Annotated in this window: 12 protein-coding genes; 3 read left to right on the top strand and 9 right to left on the bottom strand. The window is 40.3% G+C overall.

Annotated elements, in window-relative coordinates; all coding sequences use genetic code 11:
• Positions 1-5 precede the first annotated feature (5 nt).
• From cydX to cydC, 3 genes are read left to right on the top strand one after another with little or no spacing between them, the layout of a single operon-like run.
• Positions 6-170: a cytochrome bd-I oxidase subunit CydX gene (gene cydX / locus PARC_RS05465; protein WP_002958303.1), complete on the top strand. Its 165-nt coding sequence runs from the start codon at positions 6-8 to the stop codon at positions 168-170.
• Positions 160-1953: a thiol reductant ABC exporter subunit CydD gene (gene cydD / locus PARC_RS05460; RefSeq protein WP_010553741.1), complete on the top strand. Its 1794-nt coding sequence runs from the start codon at positions 160-162 to the stop codon at positions 1951-1953. Before cydX ends, cydD begins: the two co-directional genes overlap by 11 nt.
• Positions 1946-3691, top strand: coding sequence for a thiol reductant ABC exporter subunit CydC (gene cydC / locus PARC_RS05455; RefSeq protein ID WP_010553742.1), 1746 nt, complete (start codon positions 1946-1948; stop codon positions 3689-3691). The genes cydD and cydC overlap by 8 nt, the downstream gene beginning before the upstream one ends.
• Here cydC and PARC_RS05450 read toward each other — a convergent pair.
• From PARC_RS05450 to PARC_RS05410, 9 genes are all read right to left on the bottom strand, one after another.
• Complete coding sequence (locus tag PARC_RS05450) at positions 3674-4066, bottom strand: septal ring lytic transglycosylase RlpA family protein (RefSeq protein ID WP_010553743.1); 393 nt, start codon at positions 4064-4066, stop codon at positions 3674-3676. The two genes, cydC and PARC_RS05450, sit on opposite strands and share 18 nt — an antisense overlap.
• Positions 4067-4211: 145 nt before the next feature.
• Positions 4212-4982, bottom strand: a complete 771-nt coding sequence (lpxA, locus tag PARC_RS05445; RefSeq protein ID WP_007580998.1) for an acyl-ACP--UDP-N-acetylglucosamine O-acyltransferase — start codon at positions 4980-4982, stop codon at positions 4212-4214.
• A gap of 2 nt (positions 4983-4984) precedes the next feature.
• Positions 4985-5437, bottom strand: coding sequence for a 3-hydroxyacyl-ACP dehydratase FabZ (fabZ, locus tag PARC_RS05440; RefSeq protein ID WP_007580997.1), 453 nt, complete (start codon positions 5435-5437; stop codon positions 4985-4987).
• A 26-nt stretch (positions 5438-5463) separates the two neighbouring features.
• Entirely contained in the window at positions 5464-6486 is a 1023-nt protein-coding gene (gene lpxD, locus PARC_RS05435; protein WP_010553744.1) for a UDP-3-O-(3-hydroxymyristoyl)glucosamine N-acyltransferase, read from the bottom strand.
• Between the two features lie 7 nt (positions 6487-6493).
• Complete coding sequence (locus PARC_RS05430) at positions 6494-7012, bottom strand: OmpH/Skp family outer membrane protein (protein ID WP_007580993.1); 519 nt, start codon at positions 7010-7012, stop codon at positions 6494-6496.
• Positions 7013-7023: 11 nt separating this feature from the next.
• Positions 7024-9495 carry an outer membrane protein assembly factor BamA gene (bamA, locus tag PARC_RS05425; RefSeq protein ID WP_007580991.1) on the bottom strand — a complete coding sequence of 824 codons (2472 nt, stop codon included), beginning with the start codon at positions 9493-9495 and terminating at the stop codon, positions 7024-7026.
• Positions 9496-9591: 96 nt separating this feature from the next.
• Entirely contained in the window at positions 9592-10944 is a 1353-nt protein-coding gene (rseP, locus tag PARC_RS05420; protein WP_010553745.1) for a sigma E protease regulator RseP, read from the bottom strand.
• Between the two features lies 1 nt (position 10945).
• Positions 10946-12151, bottom strand: a complete 1206-nt coding sequence (ispC, locus tag PARC_RS05415) for a 1-deoxy-D-xylulose-5-phosphate reductoisomerase (protein ID WP_010553746.1) — start codon at positions 12149-12151, stop codon at positions 10946-10948.
• A complete protein-coding gene (locus PARC_RS05410; RefSeq protein ID WP_010553747.1) occupies positions 12148-13014 on the bottom strand; it encodes a phosphatidate cytidylyltransferase in 867 nt (288 codons plus the stop codon). Before PARC_RS05410 ends, ispC begins: the two co-directional genes overlap by 4 nt.
• Positions 13015-13019 lie beyond the last annotated feature (5 nt).

Raw genomic sequence — 13019 nt, 5'->3', positions numbered from 1 at the left:
AAACTATGTGGTATTTCGCTTGGATTTTAGGTGTACTTTTGGCCTGTACCTTAGGTGTAATAAATGTAATGTGGTACGAATTTCATCAAAATAAAAACAGCATTGCTGATGATGAACAAGCCATGCACGATTTATTAAACGATGCTAACAACACAAAAGATGACGACTAACCCCCGACCAGATCGCGCGCAGCAGCAATCACTGCGCGCTTTTTTAAAGCGTCAAAGTAAACCCGCTGCAGTGTGGTTAAAGTTAAGCATTGCACTGGGTACTTTTAACGCATTACTGATGATTGCAGGTGCTTATTTACTTGCGCAAACTATTCACAACGTTATGTTTGAAGGTAATAATTTAGCCCAAGTTACTCATTTATTATGGCCCTTAGCAGGCATTATTTTATTGCGCGCGGTGTTTTTAGCATTAAGCGAACGCTTGAGTGCATATGCTGCACTTAAAATAAAATCGGCTATGCGCCAAACACTTCTAAATAAGCTCAGCTTACTTGGCCCAAGCTATATAGAACAACACGGCCAAGGCGCTACATTAAATACCCTACATAATGGCGTAGAAGCACTCCACGACTATTATGCTAAATACCTACCCGGTGCTGCTTACAGCGCGCTTATTCCGCTGGCAATATTGGTTGTTATTTTTCCGACAGATTATAAAGCTGGGTTGATATTTTTATTAACCGCCCCGCTCATTCCTTTTTTCATGATTTTGGTAGGCTCAAAAGCCGAAGCTTTAAACCAAAAACGCTGGAAGCAACTTGCTGTACTGGGCAATTACTTTTTTGACCGCGTACAAGGTTTAACTCAACTCAAGCTATTTAATGCAACACGTACCGAGCTTAAACAAATAGCTAAAATTTCAGATGATTTTAGACACGCTACACTCGATGTTTTAAAAATCGCGTTTTTATCATCATTTGCACTTGAGTTTTTAGCCACCATTAGCGTGGCATTAGTCGCAGTAATTATTGGTTTTAGACTGTTTTTTGGCACTCTTGATTTTGCTACTGGCTTTGTGGTGCTACTTTTAGCGCCTGAATTTTATTTACCACTGCGCCAGCTAGGTAGCCATTACCATGCACGATTACAAGGCATTAGTGCCGCTGCCGATATGGTTGCGATTTTAAATGCACCACTGCCAAGTGACGAAAGTGAGCCCGTAACTACCAGCACGCCTGAAAACAATTTTACTTTAAGTGCAATTAACTCCATAAGTATTACCGACCTTAATTTTATATACCCAGATAGTAACGAAGGGATTAAAAATATAAATTTAACACTGCCAAATAAAGGCTTAATTGCCGTTGTGGGCAGTAGTGGATCAGGTAAAAGTACGTTGTTTGATTGCCTATTAGGGTTTCACCCTGAGGTGATTAACCACCTATCTATTAATGGGCAGAGTTTAAGCACAACCGATATTACTTACCTGCAAAATAACATTGCATGGATACCACAAAAAGCGACGCTGTTTTTCGACACCATTGCTGCCAACATTAAATTGGCCAAACCAACTGCCACACAGCAAGAGCTTGAACATGCAGCAAAGCAAGCTGGTGTGCTTGAATTTATAAATACCCTACCCGATGGTTTTAACACACTGATAGGTGAGCAAGGGGAAGGACTTTCTGGCGGGCAAAAGCAACGTATCGCACTCGCACGTGCATTCATAAAACAAGCACCAGTTTTAGTGCTTGATGAGCCTACAGCGCACCTTGATAGCCAAACAGAGCAGCTTATTCAAGATGCTATTAATGAATATGCTAAAAATAACTTAGTATTAGTCATTGCTCATCGACTAAATACCGTTAAACATGCCAGCAATATCATTGTTATGCACGATGGGAAAATAGCTGAGCAAGGTCACTTTGAAACACTTGCAGCGCAAAATGGTGCATTTGCTGATTTATTAAAAACGGCCAAACAAGGGGTTGCGCATGCATAATTTTATTCGCTTATTAAAGCTTTGTGCTCCTCATTATAAAGCGATGCTATTGGGTACATTTTTAGCAACGATTACGGTATTAGCTAATGTGGGCTTGTTGGCTATTTCTGGCTGGTTTTTAGCATCAATGGCAGCTGCAGGTCTTGCGGGCGTGCAAATGAACTACTTTACTCCAGCAGGAACGATTCGGTTTTTAGCAATTGTACGAACTGCATCGCGCTATGGCGAACGCCTAGTTACTCATAACGCCACGTTTTTATTACTAAGTGAAATACGTACCAATGTCTTTGCAACGTTAAGTAAGCTTAACAATGTTGATTTAGCAATGAGCCGCAGCGCTGATCTAGTTAACCGATTACAAAACGATGTAGACGCACTCGACAAGTTTTATTTAAACGTTTTGCTTCCTATGCTGGTCGCTCTTTTAAGTGTGCCAATCATCATGCTGTTTATGTCGGCCTATAATGGCAACGTCGCCCTTATTTGCTTTACTGGCATTATACTTATTGGTGTGGTTATACCTGCCCTACTCAGCGCAAAGCTCACTAAAAACAGCCATAAAGAAACACAACTTAGTGCACAACTTCGCTCTGAGCTTTCAGATACACTCACAGGCCTTAGAGAGCTTAGTATTTATCAAGCCCGTTCGCAGCAACTTAATAAGTGCGACGAATTAAGCGAGCAGTACAATCAGCAATTATTTATTCGCCACAAAGCACTAGCAAACTCAGATGGGTTAAGCTTGTTAGTTGTTCAATTAGCGATGCTTGCTAGCATAGTAACCATTGTCCCACTGGTTTACACCAACAGTATGGTAAATGTAGAACTTGCTATGTTAAGTTTATTTGTACTGGCAAGCTTTGAAAGCGTATTGCTACTACCCAATGCGTTTATAGAGCTTCCTAGTGTATTAAAAGCAGCAGAGCGGTTGTTTACACTTGAAGATAAAGCCGCTAACTCACAAGCTAAAGATGCACATGTAGACGTTGATGAAAACTTTAGCGCGCAAAACCACACGTTAGCACTTAACAATATTAGCTACCAATATGGTGAGCAAACAGCGCTTACTAATATCAGTTTTGAGCTAATGCCCCAGCAAAAAGTAGCGATTGTAGGTAGAAGCGGCAGCGGTAAAACAACGCTTGTAAATCTACTTACTGGTTTATGGCCTTTACAACAAGGCAGCATAACGCTAAACAATCAAAATAGCGTTGTTGACTTACATTCGTTAAATAATGATATACGCGCAAGTGTTATCAATATATTAGCCCAGCAACACCATATTTTTGATGGCACACTGAGTGAAAATTTACGTTATGCCGCGCCAAATGCAACTAAAGAGCAAATGATTGAAGCCCTCTCGTTAGCGCAATTAAGCCCGTGGTTTAATGAGCTAAAAGAAGGTTTAAAAACACGATTAGGCACTGGCGGGCGTAATGTGTCGCAAGGTCAGTCTAGACGTATAGCCATTGCACAAGCATTACTTAAAAGCCCAGCTATTTTAGTTCTTGATGAACCAACAGAAGGTCTTGATAATCAGTCTAAGCAAGGGGTAATGCAAGCAATAATGCATGTTATGAATAACGCGAGCGTGCTCACAATTACGCACGATCCCGCTCTACTTGCTCAAATGGATAATGTTGTATGGTTGGAAGGCGGTAAAGTAGTCGCACAAGGCTCTCATAAAGAGCTCAGTGGGGCTTATCCTGGTTATGTTGCGCTAACTACCCGGTTTTAAAACCTTTACTGATACATCAATAACGCCGACCTTAGGGTCGGCTATCTTTTTAAACATACTTTTTGATAAATCAATAATACGACCTCGCACATACGGGCCTCTATCGTTAATTCTTACCGTGACTGATTTGTTATTGGCTAGATTAGTAACAACCACCGTAGTACCAAAATCGAATTCTAAATGGGCTGCCGTGGCGGCTTGTTGACTAAAGCGCTCTCCGTTGGCGGTTGTTCTTCCGTGGTATTTATCAGCATAAAAAGATGCTTTCCCAACTTGAGTGATTTCTCCAGCAGATGATTTAACAATAGGCTGGCTACTACAAGCGGCTAAAACTGAAGTAATAAAAAGAGTGACAACTAACTTAGGTAAACGCATAGGACGGCTTTTATTATATAAATTACCCGCATACTAACTCAATTACCCTGAGTATTAACTGAATTAGCTTAAAGCAGGGCAATAAAAAACCACCTTCGATTTATCATCTAGGGTGGTTTTTTAATGCTTAAAGCAAACCCGCGAATTATCTTACGATGCCGCGCTCTGAGTTTTTAACAAAGTCTACCATCAATTTCACAGCAGGATACTTTGCGGCATCTTCACTAAGCGACTCAATAGCTTCTTCAGCACCTAAGCTTTTACGATAAAATGCTTTGTATGCACGGCGTACAGCCATAATTTCATCACTTTCGAAACCACGACGCTTCATGCCTTCTTTATTGATAGCTGCAGGACCTGCTGGCATACCAATGGTAGTAACAAATGGTGGTACATCTTTGTTAACACCTGAATACATACCAATAAAGGCATGTGCACCAATTTTACAAAACTGATGAACACCCGAATTACCACCAAGGATAACCCAATCGCCTACATGTACATGGCCGGCCACACTTGCGTTGTTAGCAAAAATTACGTTATCGCCAATTACCGCGTCATGTGCAACGTGTGTATAAGCCATAAACAAATTATTACTACCAATTTTAGTAACACCTTGGTCTTGAATCGTACCACGGTGAATAGTGGCACATTCACGGATAACGTTGTTATCACCCATTATTAAAGTGGTTGGCTCGTTGTTGTATTTTTTGTCTTGGCAGGCTTCACCCACAGACGCAAACTGAAAAATATGATTGCCAGAGCCAATAGTTGACGGCCCTTTAACAACAACGTGAGACTCAATAATACAGTTATCACCGATAACAACATCATTGCCAATATAACTATACGGACCAACTGAGACATTGTTGCCTAGTTTAGCGCCAGGTTCGATTATTGCTGTAGAATGGATCACTATTAAAACTCTCTTCTCGCACACATAATTTCGGCACTACACACTATTTTGCCGTCGACTCTAGCTTCTGCAGCAAACTTCCAAATGTTGCGACGTTCTTTTAAAAACTCAACATGAAGATGCATTGTATCACCAGGAATTACAGGTTGTTTAAAACGTGCGTTATCAACAGCAGCAAACAAATACAATTCGTTTTCGCTACGGTTTTCTACTGTTTTAAAACCTAATAAACCCGTTGCTTGCGCCATTGATTCTAATATTAGCACACCAGGAAAAATTGGCTGATTTGGAAAGTGCCCAGTAAAAATCGGTTCATTTATAGAAACATTTTTAATAGCATGTAAAGACTTGCCAGGTGTAAAATCAATAACACGATCAATTAATAGCATCGGGTAACGGTGCGGTAATAAACTTAAAATTTCTTGAATATCAAGGCTATTTAATTCGTTTGCCAAAATAGCATCCTTATTAGTGTTCAACGTTATGACTTAGCCAATGCTTCAAGCGCTTTAAGACGAGATTTCATGTCTGAAAGGTTACGCAAGTGAGCTATTGATTTACGCCATTCTTTGTTTGTTGTATGGGGCATACCAGATGAGTAAATACCTGGTTCGGTGATTGATTTTGTCACCATACTCATGCCGGTAATTATAACACCATCACATACAGACATGTGACCATTAATTGCAACCATGCCACCAATTTGACAGTTTTTGCCAATGGTAACGCTTCCTGCAAGTACAGTGCAGCCCGCTATTGCGGTGCCTGAATTAACTTCAACGTTGTGCGCTATTTGACACTGATTATCGATAATAACGTTGCTATGAATGATGGTATTGTCCAGTGCACCACGATCAATTGTCGTACTTGCACCAATTTCAACTTTGTTGCCTATGATCACTGAACCAAGCTGAGGTATTTTAACCCACTGCCCGCGCTCATTTGCATAGCCAAACCCATCACTACCTACAACACTATTTGCTTGAAACAAACAATCTGAACCAATTTCAACATCGTGATAAATAGTCACACTAGGCCAAAGCTTAGTGCCAGAACCTATTTTAACACGTTCCCCGATAAAACTGTTCGGACCAATTTGCGCGTTGTTACCTATCACTGCATGAGCTTCAATGACTGCGTTAGCACCAATAGCGGCGCTATCACTAACAATCGCTGTTGAATGAACAGTTGCACTTGGATGAATACCCGTCGAGGCTGAGCGTGGTGTTGTATCCATAAATTGCGCTAATTTTGCGTAACTTACATACGGATTAGCAACAATAATTTTGCTGCCACTAAAGTACTCTGCATCGGCTTGGCTTACTATTACAGCACTAGCTTGGGTAGTTTCAAGTTGCGATCGATATTTTGAGTTCGCTAAAAATGCAATATGCCCAGAATGGGCATTTGCAAGTGTCGCTATTTTTTTTATTTCTAAAGCGCCATCACCCTGAAGTTCGGCGCCTAGAAGTTCCGCAATTTGCGAAAGCGTATAATTTTGCATAGAGTGATTATTTCTTACTAACAGCGGCTACAACTTTAGATGAAAGATCAGTCACTTCTTTAGGGTTAAAGTAAATAGTAGTGTCTTTTACTTTAACTTCGTCGAAGTCGCCGTCTTTAGCAATCTCTTCAATTGTTTTGATGATTACACCTTGAACTTTAGCAAGCTCTTGGTTTTGACGCGCTTTAATCTCTTGCTCTAAAGGGCGACCTTGTTCAGCAAGATTTTTTTGCATGCCTTGAATTTTTTCACGCAGAGTATCTTTTTGAGCTTGGCTCATAGTTGTACTTTCACGTTTAAATTTTTCAGCTTCAAAACGAATATCGCCTTGTAACTTTTCAAGCTCTTGACGACGTTCAGCAAACTCAGTTTGTAAAGACTGTTCAATTTTAGCCATTTGAGGAATTTGCTTGTAGATTTCCTGCATATCAACAATACCCACTTTGTGTGCAAATGCATTCACAGAAGTACCCATCATTAACGTTGCTAAAACTGCTACAGCTGTTGATTTAAATAATTTTTTCACAAAAAACTCCTTTAGAAAGTGTTACTAATGTTAAAGCTGATAGTTTTCGTATCGTCATCTTCTTCTTTTTGCAATGGATACGCAAAACTGATCAGCATTGGACCCATTGGAGAGATCCATTGTAATGAAAGACCGGTTGAAACCCTAAAACGCATTGGGTCTGAATAGTCATCTAATTTAGCACGTTCATCAACGCCTAAGTTTTGATAGCGGTCTACGTTAAACTCAGTATCCCATACGTTTGCAGCATCAACAAAGAAGCTAGTACGTACAGAGCTGGTATTTTCTTCATCTAAGAATGGTGTAGGAACAATTAGCTCCATACCTGCCACTGCTTTAGCATTACCACCAATACGACCTTGTGGCACTAGAATATCAAATTCTGATGCACCACCAATGCTACCGGTTGTAGTACCGTCTGCACCTGGCGTACCCGGAATAGACTGCGGTATACGCGACACAGCACGTGGTAATATCGTATTACGGTCAAAGCCACGTAGTTCCATTTCCGTTATACGGAAGTACTCTTGGAATGGAAGTGTTTGCTCATACCCGTTTGTAGAACCATAACCGTTACCATAACCAAGTGCTGCACGCGTCGAGAATACCCAACGGTGGTCATTTGATATAGGCCAGTAAAAACGCGAATCGTAGTTCAGTTTAAAGTACTGAAGATCTGAGTTAGGCGTTGTTGCTGTTAAGTTTAGAGTTTGACGCGAACCCGCTGTTGGGAATAAACCACGGTTAACGGTGATACGCGACCAGCCAACACTCAGCTCATACTTAGTAAAGTCAAAGCCTGCATCTGGGTTATCTGGATCTAAGAATGTTTCACGAAGTACACGCGTTTGCTCGTACTCTGCAATATCCGAAAGCTCTTCTTTAATCCAACGGGCGCCAAAGTTAACACGATTTACAGCATCAATTGGAAAACCAATATTTGTGCCTAAACCATAACTTTTCGATTTATATTCAACAAGACTGAATTTACTTGCATCGTAGTTTCTGTAAAAGATGCTACTGCCTTGCGATACACCATCTGGCGTAAAGTATGGGTCTGTGTACGATAAGCTTAAGCTTTCAGAACCTGTAGACGTATTAAGGTTTAAACCAATTTGGTTACCTGTGCCTAAAAAGTTAGATTCTGTTACACCAATATTAAACTGCAGACCTAAGTAAGAACCATAAGCAAGACCAGCATTAAAGCTACCTGCAGATTGCTCTTTTACAGTAAAGTCTACATCTACTTGGTCATCCACACCGGGTACAGGCACTACGTTAAAATCAACAGTTTCCATGTAAGGTAGGCGTTGAATTTGCAGCTTTGAACGCTCAAGGTTTTGATTAGATAACCATGCGCCTTCAAGTTGTGTCATTTCACGACGAAGTACTTCATCTGCCGTATTTTGGTTACCACCAACAATAATACGACGAACGTATACACGCTTACCTGGATTAACCGACAGTGTTAATTGTACTTCTTGCTTTTCGTCGTCAATTTCTGGAATTGTACGCACTTCAGCATTAGCGTAACCAAAACGTGCTAAGTAGCTTTTAATAAACTCTTCAGATGAAGTAACTACAGAACCGTTATAAAGCTCACCCGCTCTAAGTGGGATAACACTTTTAATTAAGTCTTCACGGCCAAGCAAGTCACCAATAAAGTCAAAACCTTTAACTTTATATTTTACGCCTTCAGTTAAGTTAGCTGTAACGTAAACTGATTCACGTTCAGGGCTCACTGAAACTTGCGTTGAGTCGATATTAAAACGTAGGTAACCACGGTCTAAATAATAACTACGAATTTTTTCTAAATCGCCTTCAATGGTTTGCTTTTGGTAACGGTCGCTACCCATAAACTGCCACCAAGGTAAATCTTGCTGCGATTCAGCAAGTTTAAGAAGCTCTTCATTAGAAAAAAGTTCATTACCCACTAAGTTAATTTGGCGGATAGAAGCAGCATCACCTTCATCAAACTCTAACTTAAGTTTAACGCGGTTACGTGGCAGCTTTGTAATACTGATATCTACTTTAGCGTTGTATTTACCAATGCTGTGGAAAAACTCAACTAAGCCTTTTTCGATACTATCGATAACGGTTTTATCAAGTGGTTCACCTTGGCGAATATCTTGCTGATCAAGAGACTCATTAAGCTGCTCGTCTTTAATGTCTTTATTGCCTTCAAACTCAATAAAGCTGATGGTAGGACGTTCCGTTACTTTAAAAATAACGTTGTTGCCATCACGAAGTGCTTTTATGTTATCAAAGTGCCCAGAACGATAAAGTGACTTTATTGTTTTTGAAATCGTATAGTCATCAACATTATCGCCTACGTTAATAGGAATATGTGTTAGCGCTGCACCAAGTGCTACGCGCTGCAAACCTTCAACTTTCAGGTCTTCAACAATAAAGGAGTTTTGGCCTAGGGCTGCAAAACTTGCACCCAATAAACTTGTTATTGCCAAATGTTTTTTTATAGCCATTTTATTATCTTTATCCTTTACAACTGTATTACCGCATAACACCTTACTAGTGGTGCTTTACAATCGTGTTCTAATTAGTAATTTGCCACGCTGTAACTACAAACGCGATACATCATTGAACAAAGCGAAACATGTTAGAAAAATGAGCAACAAGGCACCCACTTTAAAACCAAACTCTTGTGTCTTTTCAGAGACCGGCTTTTTACGAAAAAGTTCAATTATGTAATACATTAAGTGTCCGCCATCAAGCACTGGTAAGGGTAATAAATTAAATACACCCAAGTTAACGCTTATTAAGGCTAAAAAGCTTAAAAAGGCCACTAACCCATAGCTTACGCTAGTTCCAGCGCCTACTGCAATGCCCACAGGACCACTTAAATTTTTAACCGAAACCTGGCCTGTAATTAAATTACCAATCATGTCAAAACTGAGTGTAATTAAGCGCCACGTTTCTTTTGTGCCTCGCACAATACTATCGAGCGGGCCGTAATGCCTTGTCTCTACATAGCCATCAGGCCATTGCTGTACAACAGGAGCAACACCTAAAAAGCCTTGCTCAATACCGTTATTATCAATGCGCCCTTTAGGGGTAACTGTAATGGCTTGTATAGTATCTTGTCTTTTTACACTAAATTGTAAAGATTTGTTAGCTGATTGCGTAATAAGATTAACTAATTGCTGCCAATTGCTTATTGTTTCACCGTTTACAGCCAAAATTGTGTCGTTAACTTGTAAATTAGCGTGTTCTGCGGCTGAGTCTTTAGTTACGGCGGCAATTGTTAAAGTTGCTTGAGGTCTAAATGGCACAATACCTAACGAACTTAATGGTGGTACGTCTCGCTGGTCAAGCTTCCACCCCTCTAAATTAAGCGTTTTAACGCGTGGTTGAAGGTTTTTATCACGAACAATAACTTCAACGCTTTCTTCGCCTAAGTTAGACATAAGCGCAAACGTGGCATCTTGCCATGTCGTTATGTCATCATCACCAATTTTTATAATATGTTGAGAAGGCATAATGCCCGCCTGCTCTGCGCGACTGCCTTCGGTTATGCTGCCAACAACTGGCTTAACCGATTGCACTCCTACCATATACATCACCGCAAGAGCAAAAATGGCAAACAGAAAGTTAGCCATTGGTCCCGCAGCAACAATAGCAATACGCGCTTGTACAGATTTAGAGTTAAACGATAAGTGACGTTGATTTGCTGGTACGTCATCAACTCGCTCATCAAGCATTTTTACATAGCCGCCTAATGGAATAGCTGCAATCACGTATTCGGTATTATATTTGTCATGCCATTTTAACAGTGGCTTACCAAAACCAATTGAAAAACGCAGCACTTTAACGCCCATTTTTCGTGCAACCCAAAAATGGCCATATTCATGTATGGCCACTAAAATACCAAGCGCTAAAATAAATGAGCCAAGATTCCAAAAAAAATCAAACATATTAATGCGCCACTTTTGTTATAAATTCTGAAGCGCTAATACGCGCTAATTTATCACACTCTAAAATTTCATCTAGGCTTTGCACATTGGTGTAAGTTGCAGCTTCTAGCGTCTGTGCATTTATTTTGTATATATCGGTAAAACCAATTTTACCGTTTAAGAATGCGCCCACAGCTATTTCATTTGCTGCGTTAACCGTTGTTGTCGCCCCCTGCCCTGCACTACACGCATCAATTGCTAATTGTAAATTTGGATAACGAGAAAAATCCGGTTTAGTAAACGAAAAATCACAAATGTCAGAGAAGTTTAACGGTTTAACACCCGCATTAATTCGCTCAGGATACGCAAGTGCATGGGCAATTGGCGTGCGCATATCGGGGTTACCCATTTGCGCTAAAATAGAACCATCGTGGTACTGCACCATTGAATGAATGATACTTTGTGGATGAATAACCACATCAATATCACTAGCATCACAATTGAATAACCACTTAGCTTCAATAAACTCTAAGCCTTTGTTCATCATAGTTGCGGAATCTACTGATATTTTTTGACCCATCGACCAGTTAGGGTGTGCAACGGCTTCACTTACGGTTACATCTTTTAACGTATTTATATCACGCGTTAAAAATGGGCCACCAGAGCCGGTAAGCAAAATTTTACTTACGCCATGTTGCTGTAGTTTTTGATCGCCTTTGGCATTTTGTAACGAAGAAGGTAGGCATTGAAAAATTGCATTATGTTCGCTATCTATTGGCAGCAAAGTGGCTTTATGTTGTTTAACTTTATCAATAAACAACTGACCTGACATAACTAAAGATTCTTTATTAGCTAGTAGTACTTTTTTACCCGCTTCAACAGCACTTAATGTGGGTAGTAAACCAGCTGCACCTACAATTGCCGACATTACAATGTCAACATCGGGATGAGCACATAAGTCACTCATTGCTTGCTCACCGTGCATAACAAGAGTTTGGCACTGAGTATTAGCTAAATACGCAGATAACTGCTCTGCGGCCTGCTGGTTAGCCATAATCGCATAAAGCGGTTCATGTTCAATACACAACTCCGCCATTTTCTTTGCATTTTGTCCTGCAGCCAAAACAAAAACATCAAATAACTCTTTATTGCGCGACACAACATCAAGTGCACTTAAACCAATTGAGCCTGTTGCGCCTAAAATAACCAGCAATTGCTTTTGGCTCATAAACTAAGACTCCACGCATAGCACATAACAAACATTGGAGCAGCAGCCGTTAAGCTGTCAATTCTATCTAAAATACCGCCGTGTCCTGGTAAACATCGACCGCTATCTTTTAAACCAGCTTCACGTTTAAACATGCTTTCCAGTAAATCACCTACCGCAGAAAACAACGCAATAAATGCTGTCATTATCGCGTACACAGGCCATACAACTAAATCAACATCGGTAAAGTGACAAAATGCTAATACAAAAATAATAGAAGCGACTACACCGCCTGCTAACCCTTCAATTGTTTTATTAGGGCTTACTTTAGGCATTAACTTATGTTTACCAAAACTTTTACCCGTAAAGTAAGCACCCACATCTGCGCTCCATACAATACCGAGTACCACTAAAATAAGCACCGAACCAAAATGAGTTGATTCAGCATATTGCGCGCTACGTAGTGTATTTAGAGCAAGCCATAGCGGTACAAGCGTGAGTAGCCCTGCAATGCCGCGCATAACTAGGCCTTCATTCCACGCTTTAGCCATCTCTGGGTAGCGCCAAATTAAATAGCTAGCAACAATCCACCAAGCAAACGAAAGCGTAAATACGTAATTTGCATCACCGACTAGCTTGCCATTTTCCCATAATGATTCAATAGGCCAATGTAAATTAAGCAAGGCAAGTAAAGCGCCAATAAACACAACAAAGGCAGCACGTTTAAGCTTGTCGCAAAGGCCCATAAATGCAGACCATTCCCATGCGCCTAATAATACAATTGCACCAGCAAAGTAACTAAATAACGTAAGCGGTGTATAAAAAACCAAAGCCAATGCTAATGGAGCTAGCACTAGAGAGGTTAAAATTCGTTGTTTTAACAAAATGT

The organism is Pseudoalteromonas arctica A 37-1-2 (genome assembly GCF_000238395.3).
Lineage (GTDB): Bacteria > Pseudomonadota > Gammaproteobacteria > Enterobacterales > Alteromonadaceae > Pseudoalteromonas > Pseudoalteromonas arctica.
Note: the sequence above shows the minus strand (reverse complement) of the source record. Positions and strands in the feature narration are given on the sequence as shown.

What these genes read in the sequence shown, in the direction of transcription:
- cydD (WP_010553741.1), top strand. Translation starts at nt 160, where the DNA reads ATGACGACTAACCCCCGACCAGATCGCGCGCAGCAGCAATCACTGCGC.
- bamA (WP_007580991.1), bottom strand. Translation starts at nt 9,495, where the DNA reads ATGGCTATAAAAAAACATTTGGCAATAACAAGTTTATTGGGTGCAAGT.
- rseP (WP_010553745.1), bottom strand. Translation starts at nt 10,944, where the DNA reads ATGTTTGATTTTTTTTGGAATCTTGGCTCATTTATTTTAGCGCTTGGT.
- lpxD (WP_010553744.1), bottom strand. Translation starts at nt 6,486, where the DNA reads ATGCAAAATTATACGCTTTCGCAAATTGCGGAACTTCTAGGCGCCGAA.
- cydC (WP_010553742.1), top strand. Translation starts at nt 1,946, where the DNA reads ATGCATAATTTTATTCGCTTATTAAAGCTTTGTGCTCCTCATTATAAA.
- PARC_RS05450 (WP_010553743.1), bottom strand. Translation starts at nt 4,066, where the DNA reads ATGCGTTTACCTAAGTTAGTTGTCACTCTTTTTATTACTTCAGTTTTA.
- ispC (WP_010553746.1), bottom strand. Translation starts at nt 12,151, where the DNA reads ATGAGCCAAAAGCAATTGCTGGTTATTTTAGGCGCAACAGGCTCAATT.
- cydX (WP_002958303.1), top strand. Translation starts at nt 6, where the DNA reads ATGTGGTATTTCGCTTGGATTTTAGGTGTACTTTTGGCCTGTACCTTA.